General features: G+C 59.8%; 22 protein-coding genes and 1 tRNA gene. 17 read left to right on the forward strand and 6 right to left on the reverse strand.

The window, feature by feature from the left end:
• Window positions 1-133: 133 nt before the first annotated feature.
• Window positions 134-210 (forward strand) — tRNA-Met (locus QD336_RS20375).
• A gap of 160 nt (window positions 211-370) precedes the next feature.
• On the opposite strand, the gene QD336_RS20380 is transcribed toward QD336_RS20375, so the two are convergent.
• The 6 genes from QD336_RS20380 to QD336_RS20405 form a co-directional block, all read right to left on the reverse strand.
• Window positions 371-772: an FCD domain-containing protein gene (locus QD336_RS20380; protein WP_499172059.1), complete on the reverse strand. Its 402-nt coding sequence runs from the start codon at window positions 770-772 to the stop codon at window positions 371-373.
• Window positions 720-1,619 (reverse strand): bifunctional methylenetetrahydrofolate dehydrogenase/methenyltetrahydrofolate cyclohydrolase FolD, encoded by a 900-nt coding sequence (folD, locus tag QD336_RS20385; RefSeq protein WP_499171980.1) that lies wholly within the window; start codon window positions 1,617-1,619, stop codon window positions 720-722. Before folD ends, QD336_RS20380 begins: the two co-directional genes overlap by 53 nt.
• 23 nt (window positions 1,620-1,642) lie before the next feature.
• A complete protein-coding gene (gene soxG / locus QD336_RS20390; RefSeq protein WP_499171981.1) occupies window positions 1,643-2,179 on the reverse strand; it encodes a sarcosine oxidase subunit gamma family protein in 537 nt (178 codons plus the stop codon).
• A complete protein-coding gene (locus QD336_RS20395) occupies window positions 2,172-5,135 on the reverse strand; it encodes a sarcosine oxidase subunit alpha (RefSeq protein WP_499171982.1) in 2,964 nt (987 codons plus the stop codon). Before QD336_RS20395 ends, soxG begins: the two co-directional genes overlap by 8 nt.
• Window positions 5,132-5,407, reverse strand: coding sequence for a sarcosine oxidase subunit delta (locus QD336_RS20400; protein ID WP_499171983.1), 276 nt, complete (start codon window positions 5,405-5,407; stop codon window positions 5,132-5,134). Before QD336_RS20400 ends, QD336_RS20395 begins: the two co-directional genes overlap by 4 nt.
• 77 nt (window positions 5,408-5,484) lie before the next feature.
• Window positions 5,485-6,735 (reverse strand): sarcosine oxidase subunit beta family protein, encoded by a 1,251-nt coding sequence (locus QD336_RS20405; RefSeq protein ID WP_499171984.1) that lies wholly within the window; start codon window positions 6,733-6,735, stop codon window positions 5,485-5,487.
• Window positions 6,736-6,824: 89 nt separating this feature from the next.
• On the opposite strand from QD336_RS20405, the gene QD336_RS20410 reads away from it, so the two are divergent.
• The 16 genes from QD336_RS20410 to QD336_RS20485 all read left to right on the forward strand — a co-directional run bounded on the left by QD336_RS20410 (window position 6,825) and on the right by QD336_RS20485 (window position 22,178).
• Window positions 6,825-7,799 carry a GlxA family transcriptional regulator gene (locus QD336_RS20410; protein WP_499171985.1) on the forward strand — a complete coding sequence of 325 codons (975 nt, stop codon included), beginning with the start codon at window positions 6,825-6,827 and terminating at the stop codon, window positions 7,797-7,799.
• A 34-nt stretch (window positions 7,800-7,833) separates the two neighbouring features.
• Entirely contained in the window at window positions 7,834-8,511 is a 678-nt protein-coding gene (locus tag QD336_RS20415) for a helix-turn-helix domain-containing protein (RefSeq protein ID WP_269341364.1), read from the forward strand.
• Window positions 8,512-8,607: 96 nt separating this feature from the next.
• Window positions 8,608-9,513, forward strand: a complete 906-nt coding sequence (locus tag QD336_RS20420) for a class II glutamine amidotransferase (RefSeq protein WP_499171986.1) — start codon at window positions 8,608-8,610, stop codon at window positions 9,511-9,513.
• Between the two features lie 37 nt (window positions 9,514-9,550).
• Complete coding sequence (locus QD336_RS20425; protein ID WP_269340122.1) at window positions 9,551-10,237, forward strand: GXGXG domain-containing protein; 687 nt, start codon at window positions 9,551-9,553, stop codon at window positions 10,235-10,237.
• A gap of 16 nt (window positions 10,238-10,253) precedes the next feature.
• Window positions 10,254-11,582 carry an FMN-binding glutamate synthase family protein gene (locus QD336_RS20430; RefSeq protein ID WP_010973662.1) on the forward strand — a complete coding sequence of 443 codons (1,329 nt, stop codon included), beginning with the start codon at window positions 10,254-10,256 and terminating at the stop codon, window positions 11,580-11,582.
• A gap of 85 nt (window positions 11,583-11,667) precedes the next feature.
• Window positions 11,668-12,975, forward strand: coding sequence for a type III glutamate--ammonia ligase (glnT, locus tag QD336_RS20435; RefSeq protein ID WP_269340124.1), 1,308 nt, complete (start codon window positions 11,668-11,670; stop codon window positions 12,973-12,975).
• An 89-nt stretch (window positions 12,976-13,064) separates the two neighbouring features.
• Window positions 13,065-13,949 carry a formyltetrahydrofolate deformylase gene (gene purU, locus QD336_RS20440; protein ID WP_418137686.1) on the forward strand — a complete coding sequence of 295 codons (885 nt, stop codon included), beginning with the start codon at window positions 13,065-13,067 and terminating at the stop codon, window positions 13,947-13,949.
• A gap of 154 nt (window positions 13,950-14,103) precedes the next feature.
• A complete protein-coding gene (locus QD336_RS20445; RefSeq protein WP_173989702.1) occupies window positions 14,104-14,799 on the forward strand; it encodes a GntR family transcriptional regulator in 696 nt (231 codons plus the stop codon).
• Window positions 14,800-14,983: 184 nt separating this feature from the next.
• Window positions 14,984-15,844, forward strand: coding sequence for an ABC transporter substrate-binding protein (locus QD336_RS20450; RefSeq protein ID WP_499171987.1), 861 nt, complete (start codon window positions 14,984-14,986; stop codon window positions 15,842-15,844).
• Window positions 15,845-15,919: 75 nt separating this feature from the next.
• Window positions 15,920-16,609, forward strand: coding sequence for an amino acid ABC transporter permease (locus QD336_RS20455; protein ID WP_046799979.1), 690 nt, complete (start codon window positions 15,920-15,922; stop codon window positions 16,607-16,609).
• A gap of 29 nt (window positions 16,610-16,638) precedes the next feature.
• On the forward strand, window positions 16,639-17,370 hold the full coding sequence (locus QD336_RS20460; RefSeq protein ID WP_269341365.1) for an amino acid ABC transporter ATP-binding protein: 732 nt from the start codon (window positions 16,639-16,641) through the stop codon (window positions 17,368-17,370).
• An 80-nt stretch (window positions 17,371-17,450) separates the two neighbouring features.
• The gene (locus tag QD336_RS20465; protein ID WP_499171988.1) at window positions 17,451-18,629 is read left to right on the forward strand and encodes an iron-containing alcohol dehydrogenase; all 1,179 of its coding nucleotides are present in this window, start codon (window positions 17,451-17,453) and stop codon (window positions 18,627-18,629) included.
• Between the two features lie 117 nt (window positions 18,630-18,746).
• On the forward strand, window positions 18,747-19,349 hold the full coding sequence (locus QD336_RS20470; RefSeq protein ID WP_006316014.1) for an amino acid synthesis family protein: 603 nt from the start codon (window positions 18,747-18,749) through the stop codon (window positions 19,347-19,349).
• A gap of 11 nt (window positions 19,350-19,360) precedes the next feature.
• On the forward strand, window positions 19,361-20,206 hold the full coding sequence (locus QD336_RS20475; protein ID WP_499171989.1) for an alpha/beta fold hydrolase: 846 nt from the start codon (window positions 19,361-19,363) through the stop codon (window positions 20,204-20,206).
• The gene (locus tag QD336_RS20480) at window positions 20,203-21,141 is read left to right on the forward strand and encodes a flavin reductase family protein (protein ID WP_499171990.1); all 939 of its coding nucleotides are present in this window, start codon (window positions 20,203-20,205) and stop codon (window positions 21,139-21,141) included. Before QD336_RS20475 ends, QD336_RS20480 begins: the two co-directional genes overlap by 4 nt.
• The gene (locus tag QD336_RS20485; protein ID WP_499171991.1) at window positions 21,138-22,178 is read left to right on the forward strand and encodes an LLM class flavin-dependent oxidoreductase; all 1,041 of its coding nucleotides are present in this window, start codon (window positions 21,138-21,140) and stop codon (window positions 22,176-22,178) included. Before QD336_RS20480 ends, QD336_RS20485 begins: the two co-directional genes overlap by 4 nt.

Raw genomic sequence — 22,178 nt, forward strand, 5'->3', positions numbered from 1 at the left:
TCTCAAGACGCGGGAGAGTAGGTCGCTGCCAGGTCTGCAAAACGCAACTTCAAATCTTCTCATTCACAAAAACGGGCTCAACCCCAATCAAAAGGCCGCTACTGCGGCCTTTATGCTATAATAAAACTATCAACGCGGGGTGGAGCAGCCCGGTAGCTCGTCAGGCTCATAACCTGAAGGCCGCAGGTTCAAATCCTGCCCCCGCAACCAAATTTATCTAGAGATTATCAAAGGGCTCCGGGGAAACTCGGAGCCCTTTTTGCGTTGCTGCTCCAGCTCAAACTCGCCGCTACGAAGCTTATCCACGTAGTCGTCGCGCTTCAGCACCTCGAACTACTTATCCATGATCGTCGGTGATACCTTTTCTGGGTTATCTTCTTACGATGATCCGGTCGCTTGCGAATGATACGGGTAGTCCAATTGGAATGGTATGCGACTGTTTTAAAGGTCGTCGGGCTTGGGAGCGTGACCATCGGAATAGATTGTCGAGAATGGCGCCCAGCCGGCGGCTGCCGGCCATCACCGCGATCTGCCTGTGAAAACGGGCGTCTGGCTCAAGATGGGCTCGGGCATTGCTGCGCTCGAGCCGATAGGCGTCGGTCAATTCGTTGCGGTGGCCTTGCAGCTTCTTGATGGTAGCGGCTTCCGGGCGGCGCGATAGGCGGCCGGAATTTCCAGAAGGAAGCGAAGCGAGAACAGCAGCGTATCCTTTGCCAAAATCAGAGCAGCGGTGGTTTCTCGCCAGCGGCTCGATATGCAGAAATCGCAGTATTTGCCATCAGCATGGCGATCGTCATCGGCCCGACGCCACCCGGAACCGGCGTTATGGCGGCTGCGAGGTTCCTGGCTTCATCAAAGGCAACGTCGCCAACAAGGCGTGTCTTGCCTTCTCCCTTTTCGGGTGCTGGAATCCGGTTGATACCGACATCGATGACCGTTGCGCCAGGCTTCACCCAATCACCCTTGACCATCTCAGGGCGGCCGACGGCTGCGACGAGAATATCGGCGTTGCGGCAGATGGCCGGCAGATTCTTGGTACGCGAGTGAGCGATGGTAACTGTGGCGTTGGCGTTTAGCAGTAGCTGCGCCATCGGCTTGCCGAACAGGTTCGAGCGGCCAATGACGACGGCGTTGAGGCCTGAAAGATCCTCCCCGTGCGTGCGACGAACGAAGACCATGGCGCCGGCCGGCGTGCAGGACACCAGGCCGGTTTCAAGATCGCCGGTGGCGAGTTTGCCGGCATTGACGACATGCAGGCCATCGACATCCTTCTCCGGCAGGATTGACTGAATGATCGGCTCGCTGTTCAACGGCTTCGGCAGCGGTAGTTGCACGAGGATGCCGTGGATCGACGGATCGGCATTCAACGAGGCGACAAGCGAGCCTAGTTCCTTCTGGCTGGTTTCCGCAGTCAATGTGTGCTGCACGGATTTGAAGCCGCATTCCCTGGCAATTCGGCTTTTGGAGTTAACATAAGCATGGCTCGCCGGATCGTCACCGACTATGATGACGGCCAGTCCTGGCCTGACGCCGCTGCGTTCTTCGAGCGTAGCGCTTGCCTGCCTGACGGTATCGATCACCGAACTGGCGGTTGCTTTTCCATCAATGATTATTGTCACGTCCGTATCTCTAATTGCGCGTCTCAATTGAACTCGAGGCTCATCCGGGCAAGATCGTCCCACAGGCTTTCGGCAAAACCGCGTAGCACGATGACTTCGAAGACCTGTCCGTCAACGCGGGTGAGGTGGGCGGCGATGTGGCCGATCAGCGTCGTGGTGGCGCGTCCCACCGGGAAGGCTGCGAGAGACAGGTCGACCGCCGTGCCTTTGGCCAGTACCCGGTCGCTCAGCCTGCCTTCGATGCGGATGCGCACGCGCCCCTGGCTCTGGTCGACACCCGTTGCCTGAGGTTCGAGCGCTGTAAGAAGCGCTTTCATATCAGCGTGAGGCAGAGGCTGTTCACCGACGATGAACCATTGGCCCGGTGAGACCGCGCGTACATCGCCTATGGTGAGGCCGCGAAGGCGGGCTTCCAGATCCGCTGCGCCGGGTGCGGCCAGAACGTGGATGATCGCGCCTTCCGGCAAAGGGAAGAGTTTGATGGCGGTGGAGGCAATCGCTCCCTTTGCGCCCAGCACCGGGCGGAGCGCCGGCCGGAAGTCAGACTTGAAATCAGACATGGAGTTTCTCGTTTTGAGGATCGACAAAAACCGGGTTGCAAAGGCGGGCTTGGGTAAATTCGTTGCGCAGGCCGTTCCAGACCATGACCTCCTCACCATGTCTTTCCGGACCGTTCTTGACGAGGGCGAGACCGATGGTTGAGCCTAGATGGGGTGAGAATGCGCTGGAGGTGACATAACCCTGATCGTTCTCCAGCGTTGCCGCGGCATCTCTGGCGAGAATATGCGAACCGGTGCGGAAGGACTGTTTTGGATCAAGCGGCAGGACACCGACGAGGCTCGGACGGTCGGTGGCGGAAAGCCCCTCGCGCTCCAGCATCCGCCGGCCAATGAAATCGGCCTTGGTGGTGGAGACCATCTTGCCGAAGCCGAGGTCGGCGGGCACCACCGTGCCGTTGATCTCGTTGTGGGTGACATGGCCTTTTTCGATGCGCAGCACGCCAAGCGCCTCGACACCATAGGGCATGATGTTCTCCGGCTTTCCTGCTTCCATCAGTGCATCGGCAACGCTTTCACCGTAACCGGCCGGGACGGCAAGCTCGTAGGCCAGTTCGCCGGAGAAGGAAATCCGGAACAGGCGTCCGTGCAATTGCCCGCCAAATAGTGAGACTTCTTTGGCCGCAAGAAAGGGGAAAGCCTCGTCGGAAATATCCTCATCGACGATTCTTTGCAGAATGGCGCGTGCCTTCGGCCCGGCAATCGCCATTTGCGCCCATTGATCGGTGACGGAGGCAAGCCGAACGTCGAGACCCGGCCAGAGCGCCTGGGCGCAGAATTCCAGATGGTTCATGACACCTGCCGCATAGGCCGTGGTGGTCGTCATGAAGAAGCGGTTTTCCTCCAGCCGGCTGGTGGTGCCGTCATCATAGATCATGCCGTCTTCACGCAGCATCAGGCCATATCGTGCCTTGCCGATGGGCAGCTTTAGGAAAGCGTTGCAATAAACCCGGTTAAGGAATTCGGCGGCGTCGCTGCCGCAAATCTCGATCTTGCCGAGCATTGAGACATCGCAGAGGCCGGCATTTTTGCGCACATTCAGAACTTCGCGGTCAACGCTTTCCCGCCAGCTGCTTTCACCTTTGCGGGGAAACCAGGAGGAGCGATACCAGAGACCGGTTTCAACGAAGATGGCTCCATTTTTTTCGGCCCAGCCGTGCAGTGGCGATTTGCGTACCGGCTGGAAATGATGGCCGTGATAAGCGCCGGTGAGCGCACCAAAGGAGACGGGTGTGTAGAACGGCCGGAACGTGGTGGTGCCGACATCCGCCGGGGAAACGCCGCGCGCTTCGGCCAGCAGCCCGATGGCGTTGACGTTGGAAAGCTTGCCCTGATCAGTCGCCATGCCGTTCGTGGTGTAACGTTTGGCCAATTCGACATGGCCGTAACCTTCGCTGACGGCGAGACCGAGATCTTTGCGATGAACATCATTCTGGTAATCGACAAAGGCTTTGGCCTTGATGCCGGGGATGGACCAGAGTGCCTTCGTGGGCGGGGCAACGACATCATTTTCCACGCCGCCGAATGTCGGTGTTGTTGCCGTAAAACCGAGATCCTGCGCAAGCGCCGCACCCTTTCGCGCGCCATCCTCAAGGCAGGCGGCGATGCCATTTATCGCGGATACTGCGCCGGCGAGTTCGAGCCCCTTGAGATTGGCGGGTGCGAGGAAGGCAACATTGTCTTCCGACCAGACCGGTTTTCCGCCGCGATGGCAGGCAAGATGGATAACGGGGCTGAAACCGCCCGACATGGCGAGCGCATCGATATTCATGCTTTCCGTGCGGCCATTTGCATATATCTCAATGGCGGAAAGCGCCTTGCCACCCTGCGCATTCGAGACGACGCCACCTTTGATGACACGCGCCTTGCCTTCGTAGCGCGGATTACCCTGCTCACGGCTGTCGATGATGGCGGCAAGAGCGATGCCCTGCGCCTCCAGATCGCGGGCAAGCGCATATCCGCTGTCGTTGGTGGTGAAAATTGCCGTCGTCGTACCGGGGCTTACGGCATAACGGTTGAGATAGCTGCGCATGGCGCCCGCCATCATCACACCGGGAACATCGTTACCGCCGAACACCAGCGGCCGTTCTTCCGCACCGGTTGCAAGCAGCGCTCGTTTGGCGATGATGCGCCACAGGCGCTCCACGGGCACATGTGCTTTCGGATCGGGCAGGTGCTTTTGCACCCGTTCCACCGCGCCGAAGACGTTGCCGTCATACCAGCCGAAGGCCGTGGTTCGCGTCAGCACCGTTACATTCGACAAAGCGTCGAGTTCGGCGACGCATTGCGCCGCGAAATCCGGAGCGCTCTTGCCGCCGATGGCCGCTGTCTCGGAAAGAAGCCCGCCGCCGGCGAGGGAATGTTCATCCACAATGATGACGCGCGCGCCGGCGCGTCCTGCGGCAAGGGCTGCGGCGAGCCCGGCCGCGCCGGAACCGATCACCAGCAGGTCGCAATGCGCCCAGCATTTGTCATAGGTATCCGGATCGGCTTCGTAGCTTGCTTTGCCAAGACCGGCGGCTTTGCGGATGAAGGGCTCGTAGACCTTTTCCCAGAAGGCGGCAGGCCACATGAAGGTCTTGTAATAGAACCCCGCGCCGAGGAAGGGCGACAGAAGGCCGGTCAGCGCGCCGATATCGAAATCGAGAGAGGGCCAGCGGTTCTGGCTTCTGGCTTCCAGCCCGGCATAAAGTTCCTGCATGGTGGCGCGGGTGTTCGGCTCTGTACGGCCGTCGCGGCCGATGGTCATCAGCGCGTTCGGCTCGGCTGCACCCGCCGTCAATATACCGCGTGGGCGGTGGTATTTGAAACTGCGGCCTACGAGTTGCTGGCCATTGGCGAGCAGGGCGGAGGCAAGGCTGTCGTCCGCAAAGCCTGACATCGGCTTGCCGTCGAAGGTGAAGGAAAGTGGTTTGGAGCGGTCGATCAGACCGCCGGTCTTCAGGCGGTTGGAACTCATGCGCTTGTCACTTTCGTCTTGTCGGCCGCGTCGCGGCAGGCGGATATCTCATGGGTGACGGTATCGCGGGCGACGACCAGCCAGCGGCGGCAGCCGGAGGTGTGATGCCAATATTCCTCGTAGGTTCCGCGCGGATTGTCGCGCAGATAGACGTAGTCGAACCATTCCTCAGTGCCGGCATCTGCCGCAGGCCTTTGAAGGGCAGCACCCTTGATGGTGAATTCTTCCTTGGGTCTTGGCCCGCAATGCGGGCAGGGCACGAGACTTGCCATTTCGAATGTCCTTGATCCGCGAGATAGCGGGATGGCGAAAAGTGTGAGCGGTTTTCGCCTGAAATCCCGCTTTGGATTTAGTGGAGGTTGGGCTGGGCGCCCTGGCCCTTTTCATCGATGAGATTACCGCGCCGGAAGCGGTCCAGCCGGAAAGCAGTCGCCGTTTCCTGGGGTGCGCCGCGCGCCAGAAGATGGGCGAAGCAGAAACCGGAGGCGGGCGTTGCCTTGAAGCCGCCGTAACACCAGCCGGCGTTGAGATAGAGATTGTCGATCGGGGTCTGGTCGATGATCGGCGAACCATCCATCGACATATCCATGATGCCACCCCAGGAGCGCAGCACCCGGACGCGGGAGAGTGCGGGTATCATCGCCTTGCCGGCTTCCGCCACATGCTCGACCGTCGCCAGATTGCCGCGCTGGGCGTAGGAATTATAGCCGTCTATATCGCCGCCGAAGACGAGGCCGCCCTTGTCCGATTGCGAGACGTAAAAATGGCCGGCACCGAAGGTGACGACGCCGTCGATGAAGGGCTTCAGCCCTTCCGACACGAAAGCCTGAAGGACATGGCTTTCGATTGGCAACTTCAGCCCGGCCATGGCGGCGACCTGAGAGGAATTGCCCGCCGCCGCCAGCGCCAGCTTGCCGCAACCGATGAAGCCGCGGCTCGTCTCGACGCCCACGACCGCGCCGTTTTCCCGGCGAATGCCCGTCACCTCGCAGCCCTGGATGATATCGACGCCGCGGCTGTCTGCGCCGCGCGCATAACCCCAGGCCACGGCATCGTGACGGACGGTGCCGCCGCGCCTTTGCAGCAATCCACCCTGAACGGGAAAGCGTGCATTATCGAAATCGAGAAACGGCAGCATAGTCTTTACCGAGGCGCGGTCCAGCAACTCGGCGTCGACACCGTGCAGCCGCATGGCATTGCCGCGCCTCGTATAGGCATCACGCTGCGCATCCGAGTGAAAGAGGTTCAACACACCGCGCTGGGAAACCATGGCGTTGAAGTTGAAATCCTGCTCCAGCCCTTCCCACAGCTTCATCGAAAGCTCGTAGAACGGATTATTGCCCGGCAGCAGGTAATTGGAGCGGATGATCGTGGTATTGCGGCCGACATTGCCGGAGCCGATATAGTTTTTCTCCAGCACCGCGACATTGGTGATGCCGAATTCCTTGGCGAGATAATAGGCCGTCGCCAGCCCATGCCCGCCGCCGCCTACGATGATGACGTCATAATGCGGTTTCGGTGACACATCCCGCCATGCGGGTTTCCAGGATTTGTTGCCAAAAAGGCCGTTCTTGAAAATGGAAAAGGCGGAATAGCGCATCTGCGTACCTCGAACGATATCGCACAAGCTTACTGAGGCCATTCGAAAGACGATTGCAGATAAGGGACATTATGATCTAGAAAAGAGACATGACGGTTATCGAGCAAAAAAACACGCAGCGTATCGGTTTTATCCTTGTCCCGAATTTTGCGCTGATGTCCTACGCCTCGGCGGCGGAGCCGCTTCGGGCCGCCAATCTCATCGCCGGGACTGATCTTTATGAGGCCGTGCCTTTGTCCTTCGGTGGTGAAGCCATCAGAAGTTCGTCGGGAATCCTCGTTGACTGCCAGTCACTCCCCGTGGTGGGCGAGCGATGCCATACGATCTTCGTTTGCGCCGGCGGTGGACCGCAGGACTGGGTGGTGGCGGAAGGTTCGTTCGGCATGTTGCGGCGACTGGCGCGCCAGGGCGTCAGGATTGGCGGTATTTCCAGCGGCGCTTACCTGCTGGCGGCGGCAGGCCTGCTGGATAATCGCGATTTCACGATCCACTGGGAACACGCGCCGGTGCTCCGGGAAGCGTTCGCCCATCTCACGCCCAGACAAGCCCGCTTCGTCATTGATGGAGACCGCATCACCTGCGCCGGCGGCGTCGCGCCCCTCGACATGATGCATGCGATGATTTCGCAGAGAATGGGCGCCCATTTTGCAAGGCGTGTCAGCGACTGGTATCTGCATACGGCCGTGGCCGAACCCGGTGCACCACAACGCGGCTCTTCGGCGGAGCGTTATGGTACCAACCATCCGGCCTTGCTGACCGTGCTGGAAAAAATGGAAACGACCATTGAAAGCCCGCTCGACCGGCAGACCATGGCAAAGCTGGCGGGCACAAGCGCGCGCCACCTCGACCGGCTTTTCGCGACGCATATGAAGTCGACATTTCTGGAGACATACCGCGCAATCCGCCTCGACCATGCTCGGCGATTGCTGGAGCAAAGCCCGCTCTCCATCGCGGAAGTGGCCTTCGCCACCGGCTTTTCCAGCGCCGGACATTTTTCGGGAAGTTTTAAGGCCCGGTTCGGTCAAACGCCGAATGCCATGCGGCAAAGATTTCCTCGGGATTAAAATAGTTTTCCTGTAAGGAAGGGAAAACACGATACTGCCGGAGGACACCATGGCCAAGGATGCCACCAAGACCGAAGCTGCGTTCCCGTCGCAGGACCCGCATGCCGTTCGCGAGCCAAGGGTCAACAATCTGGAAATGGCGATCGGCCACGAGGTGCGCGCCTACCGCAAGAAGCTCGGCATCACTGTCACCGATCTTGCTTCGGCCACCGGCGTTTCCGTCGGCATGCTTTCCAAAATCGAGAACGGCAATATCTCCCCGTCGCTCACCACGCTGCAGACGCTTTCAAAAGCGCTCGGCGTGCCGATCACGGCCTTCTTCCGCGGTTTCGAGGAGCCGCGCAGCGCCACCTTCGTCAAGGCGGGGCAGGGCGTGAATATCGAGCGCAGGGGCACCCGCGCCGGCCATCAATACAGCCTGCTTGGCCATATCGACAACAATACCAGCGGCGTCACAGTCGAGCCTTATCTCATCACGCTGACCACGGATTCGGATGTGTTCCCGACCTTCCAGCATGAAGGCATGGAGTTTCTCTACATGCTGGAAGGCGAGGTGGTTTACCGCCACGGTGAGCAGCTTTTCACCATGCAGGCCGGCGACAGCCTGTTTTTCGACGCTGATGCGCCGCACGGGCCGGAAGAGCTGGTGAAACTTCCTGCCCGTTATCTGTCGATCATTTCCTATCCGCAAAGGCGGATGACCAACGATTGAGAATTTGCCTTAGAAGAAAAAAATATTCCTGATAGTTGACGGAACGGAATTCCATATGTTAGCCCTTCATTCAGAAACGAATGGAGGTGCCTGTCGATGTGCGGCATTGTTGGACTATTCCTGAAAGACAAAAGCCTTGAACCGCAGCTGGGTCAGCTGCTCTCGGACATGCTGGTCACCATGACCGATCGCGGGCCGGATTCGGCCGGGATCGCGATCTATGGAAGTGCGGCCGATGGCCGTGCGAAAGTGACGATCCAGTCTGCCGATCCCGCCGCTGATTTTTCCGGTCTCGCCGAGGCGCTGAAGGAAAACGGCGTTGACGCCTCGGTCACGGTGAAAAGCACCCATGCGGTTCTGGATATTCCGTCCGAAAAGCTGGATGGTATCCGTGCGGTTCTTGCCGCTATCCGCCCGAATGTGCGGGTGATGGGCTCCGGTGATAGCGTAGAAATCTACAAGGAAACCGGCCTGCCGAAGGATGTGGTCACCCGCTTTGACGTGCGCTCCATGGCTGGCACCCATGGCATCGGCCACACCCGCATGGCAACGGAATCGGCAGTGACGACGCTTGGTGCGCATCCCTTCTCCACCGGCGCCGACCAGTGCCTGGTGCATAACGGTTCGCTTTCCAACCACAATAATCTGCGCCGCGAACTGGTGCGCGAAGGCATGACGTTCGAGACCCAGAACGACTCGGAAGTCGCCGCCGCCTATCTCACGGCGGAGATGGCCAAGGGGAAGGATCTGGGCGAGGCGCTCACGGGCGCGCTCGATGATCTCGACGGTTTCTTCACCTTCGTTGTCGGCACCAAATCCGGTTTCGGCGTGGTGCGGGATCCCATCGCCTGCAAGCCTGCGGTGATGGCCGAGACCGACCAATATGTCGCTTTCGGTTCGGAATACCGCGCGCTCGTCAACCTGCCCGGCATTGAAAACGCCCGCGTGTGGGAGCCGGAACCGGCGACCGTCTATTTCTGGGACCATGAAAAGGCCGCCTGAGACCCGTCATCGGCGCCTGTTTTGAAAGTCATAATCCATGCCAGTTTTTGATCTCTCCCACACGCCTTTGCGTGAATTGAATAGCGCACTTCACGGCCTTTCCTCCGGTGTCAACGATACCGAATTCGAAGTCGTCAATCCGCGCGGCCACCATGCCGTCGCTGTCGGCATCGACAGCCCCGTCACCGTCGATGTGCACGGTTCGGTCGGTTATTATTGCGCCGGCATGAATGATGGCGGTACCGTCACCGTTCACGGCTCGGCCGGGCCGGGTGTCGCTGAAAACATGATGTCCGGTACCGTCGTCATCGAGGGTGATGCTTCGCAATATGCCGGTGCCACCGGGCGCGGCGGGCTTCTGGTCATCAAGGGCAATGCCGCTTCCCGCTGCGGCATTTCCATGAAGGGCATCGATATCGTCGTGAAAGGCAATATCGGCCACATGTCCGCCTTCATGGGCCAGTCCGGTCACCTCGTCGTCTGCGGCGATGCGGGCGATGCGCTGGGTGACAGCCTTTATGAGGCAAAGCTTTTCGTGCGCGGCTCGGTGAAGAGCCTGGGTGCCGATTGCATCGAAAAGGAAATGCGGCCCGAACATCTCGAAAAGCTTGCAGAACTCCTCGAAAAGGCCGGCGTCACGGATGTCAGCCCTGGTGAGTTCAAGCGCTATGGCTCGGCCCGCACGCTCTACAATTTCAACATCGACAACGCCGACGCGTATTGAGGCGAGGGATATTCCGATGAGCTATCACAACCCCTTCACCCCGCCGCGCAAATCCGCAACCTTTGACGATCATACGCTGGCGGAAATCCGCCGCGCGGCGGCGACCGGCATTTATGACATTCGCGGCGCCGGCACGAAGCGCAAGGTTCCGCATTTCGACGACCTGCTGTTTCTCGGTGCTTCCATCTCGCGTTATCCGCTCGAAGGTTACCGCGAGAAATGCGATACGACCGTCACGCTCGGCACACGTTTCGCCAAAAAGCCGATCACGCTGAAAACGCCGATCACCATTGCCGGCATGAGCTTCGGCGCCTTGTCAGGCAATGCTAAGGAAGCGCTCGGCCGCGGCGCGACCATCGCCGGCACGTCTACGACGACAGGCGATGGCGGCATGACGGATGAGGAGCGTGGCCACAGCCAGACGCTGGTCTATCAATATCTGCCCTCGCGTTACGGCATGAACCCGAAAGACCTGCGCCGTGCGGACGCCATCGAGGTCGTGGTCGGCCAGGGCGCGAAGCCGGGCGGCGGCGGCATGTTGCTTGGCCAGAAGATTTCTGATCGTGTCGCCAATATGCGCAACCTGCCGAAGGGCATCGACCAGCGCTCCGCCTGCCGTCATCCCGATTGGACTGGCCCGGACGATCTGGAAATCAAGATTCTCGAACTGCGCGAAATTACCGACTGGGAAAAGCCGATCTATATTAAGGTCGGCGGCGCGCGGCCCTATTACGACACGGCGCTGGCGGTAAAGGCCGGTGCCGATGTGGTGGTGCTGGATGGCATGCAGGGCGGCACGGCGGCCACGCAGGATGTCTTCATCGAAAATGTCGGCATGCCAACGCTGGCCTGCATTCGGCCAGCTGTTCAGGCGCTGCAGGACCTCGGCATGCACCGCAAGGTGCAGCTCATCGTCTCCGGCGGCATCCGTTCGGGTGCCGATGTTGCCAAGGCACTCGCACTCGGCGCCGATGCTGTCGCCATCGGTACTGCGGCGCTGGTTGCACTGGGCGACAATGATCCGCATTGGGAAGAGGAATATCAGAAACTCGGCACAACGGCCGGCGCTTATGATGACTGGCACGAGGGCAAAGACCCCGCCGGCATCACCACGCAGGATCCGGAGCTTGCCGCCCGCCTCGACCCCGTCGCGGCCGGTCGCCGCCTTGCCAATTATCTGAAGGTCATGACGCTTGAAGCGCAGACCATCGCGCGCGCCTGCGGCAAGAACCATCTCCACAATCTGGAGCCGGAAGATCTGGTGGCGCTGACCATGGAGGCGGCTGCCATGGCGCAGGTTCCGCTGGCGGGAACGAACTGGTTCCCGGGGAAAGGCAGCTTTTAAGCCATAAAGAACGGACGGGCGCATTTGGGAGGATGTGCCCGTCTTTTTTCAATGAAGTGTCTGATACCAAAAAAAGGGGAATGACGTGACACTGGACCTCTCCAAATTTGCTGCCGAAAAGGGCATCAAATATTTCATGATCAGCTATACCGATCTCTTCGGCGGCCAGCGCGCCAAGCTGGTGCCGGCGGAAGCGATCGCCGATATGCAAAGGGGCGGCGCGGGTTTTGCAGGTTTCGCCACATGGTTCGATCTGACGCCTGCCCATCCTGATCTTTTCGCCGTGCCCGATGCCTCTTCGGTCATCCAGCTTCCCTGGAAAAAGGATGTCGCCTGGGTCGCTGCCGATTGTGTCATGGAAGACCAGCCGGTGGAGCAGGCGCCGCGTGTGGTTCTTAAGAAGCTCATTGCGGAAGCGGCGGGCGAGGGGCTGCGGGTCAAGACAGGTGTCGAGCCGGAATTTTTCCTGATTTCGCCTGACGGTGCGAAAATCTCCGACGAATACGACACGGCGGAAAAACCCTGCTACGATCAGCAGGCCGTCATGCGCCGTTACGATGTGATCGCCGAGATTTGCGATTACATGCTGGAGCTTGGCTGGAAGCCCTATCAGAACGACCATGAGGACGCGAATGGCCAGTTCGAGATGAACTGGGAATATGACGACGCGCTGCAGACCGCCGACAAACATTCCTTCTTCAAGTTCATGGTCAAGTCCGTTGCCGAAAAGCACGGACTGCGCGCCACCTTCATGCCCAAACCGTTCAAGGGGCTGACCGGCAACGGCTGCCACGCCCATATCTCGGTCTGGGACCTCGACGGCAAGGTCAATGCCTTCGCCGACAAGGCAATGCCGTTCGGACTGTCGGCCAAGGGCAAGACCTTTCTTGGCGGCATCATGAAACACGCATCCGCTCTTGCGGCCGTCACCAATCCGACAGTCAATTCCTACAAGCGCATCAACGCGCCGCGCACCATTTCCGGCGCGACCTGGGCGCCGAATACGGTGACCTGGACCGGCAATAACCGCACCCATATGGTGCGCGTGCCGGGGCCGGGGCGTTTCGAACTGCGCCTCCCGGATGGTGCGGTGAACCCCTATCTGCTGCAGGCCATCATCATCGCCGCCGGCCTCTCCGGCGTTCGCTCCAAGGCCGATCCCGGACGGCACTACGATATCGACATGTATCGTGAAGGCCATACCGTCACGGATGCACCGAAGCTGCCGCTCAATCTTCTCGATGCGCTGCGCGAATATGAGAAGGATGCGGAGTTGCAGCAGGCGCTCGGCATGGAGTTCTCGAAGGCCTATCTGAAGCTCAAGCAGGGTGAGTGGAACAGCTATTGCGCGCAGTTCACCGCCTGGGAGCATCAAACCACGCTCGACGTCTGAGCCCGGTTTTCCCCGCCGCCCTTGCGGCTTTTCCCGCGCGTGTCAAACCGCGCGGGTTTTTCCCATATCGATGACAGAGAGATCGCCAGATGACGAACTTCGTCCTGACCGTAACATGCAAATCCACCCGTGGCATCGTTGCCGCCCTTTCAGGCCTGCTGGCGGAGAAAGGCTGCAACATCGTCGACAGTTCGCAGTTCGATGATCTCGGCACCGGTCGCTTCTTCATGCGCGTGGGTTTCATCTCCGAGGAAGGTGCGACGCGGGATGAGCTGATGGCGGGGCTGGCACCAATTTCGAAGACATTCGGCATGGAGGTGGCGCTGCACGACCAGTCCGAGCGGATGAAGGTTCTGCTGATGGTCTCGCGTTTCGGTCATTGCCTTAATGACCTGTTGTATCGCTGGCGTATCGGAGCGTTGCCGATCGATATTGTCGGCGTCGTCTCCAACCATTTCGATTACCAGAAGGTGGTCGTCAATCACGACATCCCCTTTCACCACATTCCGGTGACGAAGGAGAACAAACCGCAGGCCGAAGCCCGGATCATGGAGATTGCTGAAAGCACCGGCACGGAACTCGTCGTGCTGGCGCGCTACATGCAGGTGCTTTCCGACAGGATGTGCGAGGCCATGTCGGGCAAGATCATCAATATCCATCATTCCTTCCTGCCGTCCTTCAAGGGCGCAAACCCTTACAAGCAGGCCTATCAGCGCGGCGTGAAGCTGATCGGTGCGACTGCCCATTATGTGACGGCCGATCTGGATGAAGGACCGATCATCGAGCAGGATATCGTGCGCATCACCCATGCCCAGTCGGCCGAGGATTATGTCTCGCTCGGCCGTGACGTGGAGGCGCAGGTGCTGGCGCGCGCCATCCACGCCCATATTCATCGGCGTGTATTTTTGAACGGCAGCCGAACGGTGGTGTTTCCGCCCAGTCCCGGCTCCTATGCATCGGAAAGGATGGGATGAGGTATTCCGGGCTGGTCAGGCTGCCCGCCGTGCGTCCGCTGTTGCCATAAAGGTGATGCGCGGCTAAATAAGTTGGTACGCCATAATATCAAGAGCCAGAACCTGCTTCGGCGTGCGGCGAGCGCAGGCGGGATGTGCCAAACGAGGTGATACCATGACCGGTGCTTTGCAGGGAACTGCCATTCGTGTTGAGCGTCCGACAAAGACGCTGAGGGAACTCGCGCTCGACAAGGTGCGGGACGCGATCGTGAATGGTTATTTCCGCCCCGGCGACCGTCTCGTGGAGCGTGATCTCTGCGCCCAGCTCGGTGTTTCCCGCACCATCGTGCGCGAAGTTCTGCGGCATCTGGAATCCGAAGGGCTGGTGGCGAACCTGCCGAACAAAGGCCCGATGGTTGCGCTGCTCGATCTCGACGAGGCCAAGCAGATCTACGAAATCCGTGGTGCGCTGGAGGGAATGGCGGCGCGTCTTTGCGCCGAACGCCGGGACCCGGCCATTGTCGAGGCACTGGAGGTTTCACTCAAGCACATCCGCGAAAGTTATGTCGCGAAGGATATGCCGGGCGTGCTGGCGCATACCTCGTCCTTTTACCAGACATTGTTTAGCAAGATCGACCGGCACGTCGCCTGGGGCGTCGTCAATCTGCTGACGGTGCGGATCAATCATCTGCGCTCCATGACCATCAAGACGAAAAGCCGTGATACCGAAGGTCCGGCCCAGATGGAAAAGATCGTCGAGGCCATCCGGAAGGGTGACGGGGACGCCGCTTATAAAGCCGCGCTTGATCACGTGACCAGCGCCTGTGCCATTGCCGAAGCCGTTCTGACGGCGCAAAAAACCGCCGACTGACGGATTTTTCGGCTGAGATCTACCCATCCTTGTGGCTTCCCGCCGGGAGCCGCACGGATGTGGTTTTTCTTATTTTATTGTTGTTTTACAATAATTTAGAAAATCAATTTTCCGCTTCTTGACAGGCTAAACCATTTGATGTGATGGTATGCCATAATCAATAATATAAAGAGCGGAGCTTAATATGAACTGGAATCCGATTTCCCGGAAATGCATAGTCGTGCGCGCCAAAACCCTGTTGGCCGGTGCCGCACTCACTCTTTTTGCCGGTGCCGCCGTGGCACAGGACTGCACGCCGAAAATATCCGACGACCACCTCATCAAGCCCGGTCACCTCGTCATGGCCACCAGCCCGACCCTGCCACCGATGGCCTATGCCGATCAGCAGGGTGTGTTGAAGGGGCTTCGTATTGAACTCGGCTATGAGATAGCCAAGCGGCTTTGCCTGAAACCTGAATATATCAGCACTGAATATGCCACCATGGTGCCGGGTTTGCAGGGCGGGCGCTGGGACATGATCAACGCCGGCCTGTTCGTCACGGCGGAGCGGCGCAAGATCCTGTTCATGATCCCCTATGAAAACCTTGCCATCAGCATTTCCACGGCCGTCGGCGCGTCCGATCCCATCACCAAGGTTGATGATCTCGCGGGCAAGGCCGTCAGCACCGATATTGGCGGTTATGCCGAGCGCAAGATCAAGGAACTGAACGAGGACTTCAAGAAGCGCGGTCTCGCGCCGATGACGATCAATCTGTTCGATAACTACGCGACGGTTTATCAGGCGCTGCGCGCCGGTCAGGTGCAGGCGGCGGTCTCTATCGATCCTGTCGCCAAGCAATATCAGGATCGCGGTGAATTCACCCACGCGCTATCAGGCATGTATCCGACCCCCGGTTCGCTTTCCTTCGGCAGCAAGGACGTGGCCGATGCCGTCTCCGCTGCGCTGAAGGAGATGAGGGCAGACGGTTCGCTCGAAAAGCTGATGGGCGGTTACGGCGTCAGCATGGCGCCGGGCGACCTCGCCGTTCTCGGCCCGGAAGGCTGAATTCCATCCATCTGAACTGTCATCGCGGCGGAAAAACTTTCGCCGCGACCGTTCCCGCATGAATTGGAGAAAGACGTGAAGGGTTGGAACTGGGAAGGTTTCTTCGAATATCTGACGAATTATTATCTGTTCGAGGGCGCGCTGGTGACGCTCGGCCTCACGGTCTTCGCCATGACGGCGGGTCTTGCGCTGGGTTTCGTCATTGCTGTCATGCGCATGTCGAAATACCGGTTCCTGTCCGGGCCGGCCTATTTCTACACCTGGATTTTTCGCGGCACGCCGCTTCTGGTGCAGCTCATCATTATCTATACCGGCCTGCCGCAGATCGGCATCAAGCTCACCGTCCTGCAATCCACCCTGATCGGCCTGTCGCTCTGTGAGGCGGCCTATCTCTCGGAAATCGTCCGGGCGGGTATCGCAGCCGTTCCGAAAGGCCAGATCAATGCCGCCCGCGCCATCGGCATGACCGAGGCGCAGGTGATGCGGTACATCGTTGCCCCGCAGGCCTTCCGCATCATCATTCCGCCGCTCGGCAATTCCGTCAACGGCGTGCTGAAGACGACGTCGATCGCCTCGATCATCTCCATGGAAGAGCTTCTGCGCCGCACGCAGGTGCTCATTCAGGAAAAGTTCCTTGTTCTGGAGCTCTTCATGGTCGCGGCCCTTTATTACCTTGCCATGACGACCGCCTGGGAACTGATCCAGCGCCGGATCGAAAAGCGGTTCGGCAAGGCCTATGGCCCCATGTCGACTGACGTACATTAAGGAGCGGTCCGATGTCGCAAGCAACCAGCATGATCGAACTGCAATCCGTCAATAAATGGTACGGGCCAAGCTTTCAGGTTCTGACCAATTGCAGCCTGAATGTCGCCAAGGGTGAAGTCGTCGTCATCTGCGGCCCATCCGGCTCCGGCAAATCGACCCTGATAAAATGCGTCAACGCGCTGGAGACGATCGGCAACGGCGTCATCATGGTCAACGGGGTGGAGGTGACCAACCCGAAGACCGACATGCCGAAACTGCGCTCCAAGGTGGGCATGGTGTTCCAGCATTTCGAACTTTTCCCACATATGACGATCCTCGAAAATCTCTGCATCGGGCAGGAGAAGGTTCTGGGCCGCTCACCCGCTGAAGCGCTGGCCAAGGCCAATGCGCTGCTTGAGAGGGTGGGGCTGACGGCGCATGCAAAAAAATATCCCGGCCAATTGTCGGGCGGGCAGCAGCAGCGTGTTGCCATTGCCCGCGCGCTGGCGATGGACCCGGTCGCCATGCTGTTCGATGAGCCTACATCGGCGCTCGATCCGGAGATGATCAACGAGGTCCTCGACGTCATGGTCTCGCTCGCCCAGGAGGGCATGACGATGATGGTGGTGACGCATGAGATGGGATTTGCCCGCAAGGTGGCGGACCGCATCGTCTTCATGGACGGCGGCGAGATCGTCGAGATCGGGGAGGGCGACAGCTTCTTCACCGATCCGAAAACCGATCGCGCGCGCTCCTTCCTGTCGAAAATCCTGGCCCACTAGGTCCATGCATGCCGGAGCAGGTGTCTAAACCCGCTTCGGCCATTCCGAACAACACAGTCCGATAGTGGCGGAGAACCGCAATGATAAACCGTGTCCTGATGCCCCGCGAAATGCTCATCGGCGGCGGCAGCCGTTTTCGATTGCCGGCCGTGGTAAAATCGCTTGGCGTCCATCGGCCGCTGCTGGTCTGCGATCCTGTGATGCAGAAGCTTGGCCACGCCGAGGCGCTTTTGCAGGCGCTTGCCGGGGAGGGCATCGAGGCTTCGGTCTTCTCCGACGTTGTCGAAGACCCGACGGATATATCCATCGTCGCTCTGGTGAAACGTATTTCCGATGGCGGCCATGACAGTCTTGTCGCACTCGGCGGCGGCAGCGCCATGGATACGGCCAAGGCGGGCGCCATCGTTGCAACGAGCGGGGAGGATCTGCGATCCCTGAAAGTGCCGCGGATCGTGGATTTCGCCGTCATGCCGGTGATTGCCATTCCCACGACGGCCGGAACCGGCTCGGAAGTCACGCGCGCCGCCGTCGTGACGGATACGGTCGCGAGTGAAAAAATGCTGATCCTCGGCACTGCCGCTTTGCCGGTCGCGGCCATCATCGACTATGAGCTGACGCTGACATGTCCTTACCGTGTCACGGTCGATACCGGCATCGATGCGCTGACCCATGCACTGGAGGCGCTGGTCAACCGCAACGGCAATGCCCATTCCGAGGCGCTGGCGCTTTCCGCGCTGAAGCTGATCGGCGCCAATCTTGAAAGAGTGGCGAACAACCCGGATGACAGGGATGCGCGTGAAGCGATGATGCTGGGCGCAACCCACGCCGGGCTTGCCGTCTCCAATACGTCCACGGCACTGATCCATGGCCTCAGCCGGCCGGTCGGCGCCTTTTTCCATGTGCCGCATGGCATGTCGAATGCGATGGTGCTGCCGCTGGTCACGCGGTTTTCGCTGAACTCCGCTCTTCCACACTATGCGGCGGCCGCACGGGCGCTTGGCTGTGCCACCGCGGCCGATAGCGACCAGATCGCCGGCGCGAAGCTGGTTGAGGCTTTCATCGGACTGAACAGGCGGCTGAAGGTGCCGACCCCGCAGGAATTCGGCATCGACAGGAGCCGTTATGTCGATCTTGTGCCGGAAATGGTGCGCCAGGGCCTCGCTTCCGGCACACCGGCAAATAACCCCCGAGTGCCCACAGTTGCGGAAATGACGCGTCTGTACGAGCTCGCCTATGACGGAAGCATCGCGGAATTTTAGTCCATAAATCGCTGTTAAAATTGATGATTTTCGACTTTCTGACGAAAAATCATGCGGCACTTGACAGTCATATATTATGGCATACCATAAGACATCATATTTACGGAGAGAACGCCCATGTCCATCCAGATCCGCAAGACCCTGCTGCAGGTCGAAACGACGTTGATTGAGGGAGGCAAGGCCGCCGCAACGCCTCTGAAACTGTTCAGCGCCATCGCGGTGGTGAAAAATCCCTGGGCGGGAAAAGGCTTCGTGGAAAATCTGAAGCCGGAAATTCATGCGGGTGCGCCGGTGCTCGGTGAGTTGCTGACGAAGATGATCCTCGATGCGGTCGGTTCCGGCGAAGCTGTTGAGGCTTATGGCAAGGCAGCGGTCGTCGGGTTGGATGGCGAAATCGAACATGCTTCCGCGCTCATTCACACGCTGCGCTTCGGCAATCACTATCGCCAGGCAGTGGGAGCCAAGTCCTATCTCGCCTTTTGCAACACCCGCGGTCCGGGCAATGCGCCGATCATGATCCCGCTGATGGACAAGAACGACGAAGGTCGCCGTTCGCATTATCTGACGATCCAGACCGCCATTCCCGATGCACCGGCTGCGGACGAGATCGTCGTTGCGCTTGGTGCTTCGGTTGGCGGCAGGCCCCATCACCGCATTGGCGACCGCTACCAGGATCTGCAGGATCTCGGTCAGGACGTCGCCAATCCGGCCGGCGTCTGAGGGCGCAGCCAATGCAAGATGCCGCCGCTACCTCACGGGTCAATGTTGCAAAGGCAGGTGCTGCCGCGCTCCCTCGCAGGACGACAGAGGGTGGGGCGGCCTATTTTGAAGCCGGTGCCGGCGAGGACCTGATCCTCATCCACGGCGTCGGCATGCGGCTCGAAGCCTGGGAGCCGCAGATCGATGTCCTTTCCCGGACCCACCGCGTCATCGCGGTCGACATGCCGGGTCATGGCGGCAGCGAACGGTTACCTGCGGGCAGCACGCTTACGGATTTTGTCGGCTGGTTCGGCCGTTTTCTGGACGATATGCGGATCACCCGCGCCAATGTCGCCGGGCATTCCATGGGGGCGCTGATTTCCGGCGGCGCCGCTGCGAGCTTCGGTGATCGTGTCGCGCGCGTCGGTTACCTGAACGGTGTCTATCGCCGTGATCCTGCCGCGAAGGCGGCGGTGCTCGCGCGGGCTGCGGCCATCCGCACCGAGGGCGTGGACAAGGAAGGCCCGCTGCTGCGCTGGTTCGGTGATGACGCCAAGAGCCAGCATGCGCGGGAACTGACACGCGGCTGGCTGGAAATGGTCGACCCGGAAGGTTACGCGGTTGCCTATACGGCCTTTGCGGGTGGAGATGAGACCTATGCGGATCGCTGGCCGTCCGTCACCTGCCCGGCGCTGTTCCTGACCGGTTCCGACGATCCGAATTCGACGCCGCTGATGGCCGAGCAGATGGCGGCGATCACTCCGCGTGGTTACGCTCGCATCGTCGAAGCGCATCGGCATATGGTCAATCTGACCGCACCTGAAACTGTCAATGCATTGATGGCCGAATGGCTGGCTATTGAGGAGGAGCCGCAATGACTGTTGCAACGCTTGACCCGCGCACCTTGCGCGACGCCTTCGGCGCTTTCGTGACGGGAGTAACGATCGTGACCACGCGGGATGATGCGGGAAAGCCCGTGGGCTTCACCGCAAATTCCTTCACTTCCGTTTCGCTCGACCCACCGCTGCTATTGATCTGCCTCGCACGTACCTCGCGCAATTTTGCGACAATGACCGGCGCGAAAAACTTCGCCGTCAACGTTTTGTCGGAAAGCCAGAAGGACCTGTCCAATACCTTTGCGCGCCCGGTGGAGGATCGTTTCGCCGCCGCCGAATGGTCGGATGCGCCGCAGGGTTCACCCGTGTTCGCCGATGTCGCGGCGTGGTTCGAATGCACCATGCAGGAGGTTATCGAGGCGGGTGATCATGTCATCCTGCTCGGCCGCATCGGTGCTTTCGACAATAGCGGCCTGAATGGTCTCGGTTATGCGCGTGGCGGTTATTTCACGCCGATGCTGGCCGCCAAGGCGGTGTCGGCGGCGGCTGAGGGCGAAATTGTCGTCGGCGCGGTGCTGGAGCGGCGTGGCGAGATTTACCTTGTCGGCGAGGATGTGCTGTCGCTTCCCGGCTGTGTTGTGGCGGGTGGCGATCCGGTCGCTGCGCTGACGTCGCGGCTTGAGGAACTTACCGGACTGTCAGTCCGTACTGGCTTTCTTTATTCGGTCTATGAAAACAAGACGGATGGCCGCCAGCATATCGTCTACCACGCACTTGCCGAGGGCGATGATGCCCCGCGTCAGGGCCGCTTCCTGTCGCCCGGCGCGCTCGGCTCCGCAAAATTCGATTCCGGCGCAACGGCGGATATCGTCAGTCGTTTCGCGCTGGAAAGTTCCATCGGCAATTTCGGTGTCTATGTCGGCGACGAGACCGCCGGCAAGGTCCATCCCATTTCCATGAAGGGGGCAAACCCATGAAATTTTCGCTCTTCGTTCATATGGAGCGGCTGGACGCCTCGCAGGATCACAAGACCCTCTATGAGGAGTTCGTTACCCTTTGCGAAATCGCCGATCGCGGCGGCATGCATGCCATCTGGACCGGCGAACATCACGGCATGGATTTCACCATTGCCCCGAACCCCTTCGTGACGATTGCCGATCTGGCTCGTCGCACGAAGACGGCGCGTCTCGGCACCGGCACTGTCATCGCGCCCTTCTGGCATCCGATCAAGCTTGCCGGCGAAGCGGCGATGACCGACCTCATCTGCGATGGTCGTCTCGATATCGGCATTGCCCGCGGCGCCTATTCCTTCGAATATGAGCGGCTGCTTCCCGGCCTCGATGCCTGGGGCGCCGGCCAGCGCATGCGTGAACTGATCCCCGCCGTCAAAGGCGTGTGGGCGGGCGACTATGCCCATGATGGCGAGTTCTTCAAATTCCCGGCCACGACTTCCGCTCCCAAGCCGCTGCAGCAGCCGTTTCCGCCGATCTGGGTGGCGGCGCGCGATCCGAATTCTCACGAATTTGCCGTTGCCAATGATTGCAATGTGCAGGTGACGCCGCTGTGGCAGGGTGATGACGAGGTGGAGACCCTGATGGGCCGCTTCAACGATGCCTGCGCCAAGAACCCGGAAAAGCAGCGGCCGAAAATCATGCTGCTGCGCCATACCTATGTCGGTTCCGACGAGGCCGATATCGCGCAGGCCGCCCATGAGATGAGCGTCTATTACAATTACTTCTTCGCCTGGTTCAAAAACGAGAAGCCGGTTCATCAGGGGCTCATCGAGCGTATTTCACCGGAGGATATTGCCGGAAATGCCATGCTCTCCGGCGACGTCATGCGCAAGAACAATGTCGTCGGCGATGCCGATGAGGTCATTGCCCGGCTCAAGGCGTACGAGGCCATGGGTTATGACGAATATTCCTTCTGGATCGATACGGGCATGAGTTTCGAGCGGAAGAAGGCGTCGCTGGAACGTTTCCTGTCCGATGTCATGCCGGCTTTTGCGGAGTAA

It is taken from the genome of Rhizobium sp. BR 250 (genome assembly GCF_047445855.1).
GTDB lineage: Bacteria > Pseudomonadota > Alphaproteobacteria > Rhizobiales > Rhizobiaceae > Agrobacterium > Agrobacterium tumefaciens_I.

Coding starts and splice junctions, on each gene's coding strand:
- soxG (WP_499171981.1), bottom strand. CDS start 2,179: ATGTCTGATTTCAAGTCTGACTTCCGGCCGGCGCTCCGCCCGGTGCTG.
- QD336_RS20395 (WP_499171982.1), bottom strand. CDS start 5,135: ATGAGTTCCAACCGCCTGAAGACCGGCGGTCTGATCGACCGCTCCAAA.
- QD336_RS20400 (WP_499171983.1), bottom strand. CDS start 5,407: ATGGCAAGTCTCGTGCCCTGCCCGCATTGCGGGCCAAGACCCAAGGAA.
- QD336_RS20405 (WP_499171984.1), bottom strand. CDS start 6,735: ATGCGCTATTCCGCCTTTTCCATTTTCAAGAACGGCCTTTTTGGCAAC.
- QD336_RS20410 (WP_499171985.1), top strand. CDS start 6,825: ATGACGGTTATCGAGCAAAAAAACACGCAGCGTATCGGTTTTATCCTT.
- QD336_RS20420 (WP_499171986.1), top strand. CDS start 8,608: ATGTGCGGCATTGTTGGACTATTCCTGAAAGACAAAAGCCTTGAACCG.
- QD336_RS20425 (WP_269340122.1), top strand. CDS start 9,551: ATGCCAGTTTTTGATCTCTCCCACACGCCTTTGCGTGAATTGAATAGC.
- QD336_RS20430 (WP_010973662.1), top strand. CDS start 10,254: ATGAGCTATCACAACCCCTTCACCCCGCCGCGCAAATCCGCAACCTTT.
- purU (WP_418137686.1), top strand. CDS start 13,065: ATGACGAACTTCGTCCTGACCGTAACATGCAAATCCACCCGTGGCATC.
- QD336_RS20445 (WP_173989702.1), top strand. CDS start 14,104: ATGACCGGTGCTTTGCAGGGAACTGCCATTCGTGTTGAGCGTCCGACA.
- QD336_RS20450 (WP_499171987.1), top strand. CDS start 14,984: ATGAACTGGAATCCGATTTCCCGGAAATGCATAGTCGTGCGCGCCAAA.
- QD336_RS20460 (WP_269341365.1), top strand. CDS start 16,639: ATGATCGAACTGCAATCCGTCAATAAATGGTACGGGCCAAGCTTTCAG.
- QD336_RS20465 (WP_499171988.1), top strand. CDS start 17,451: ATGATAAACCGTGTCCTGATGCCCCGCGAAATGCTCATCGGCGGCGGC.
- QD336_RS20470 (WP_006316014.1), top strand. CDS start 18,747: ATGTCCATCCAGATCCGCAAGACCCTGCTGCAGGTCGAAACGACGTTG.
- QD336_RS20475 (WP_499171989.1), top strand. CDS start 19,361: ATGCAAGATGCCGCCGCTACCTCACGGGTCAATGTTGCAAAGGCAGGT.
- QD336_RS20480 (WP_499171990.1), top strand. CDS start 20,203: ATGACTGTTGCAACGCTTGACCCGCGCACCTTGCGCGACGCCTTCGGC.
- QD336_RS20485 (WP_499171991.1), top strand. CDS start 21,138: ATGAAATTTTCGCTCTTCGTTCATATGGAGCGGCTGGACGCCTCGCAG.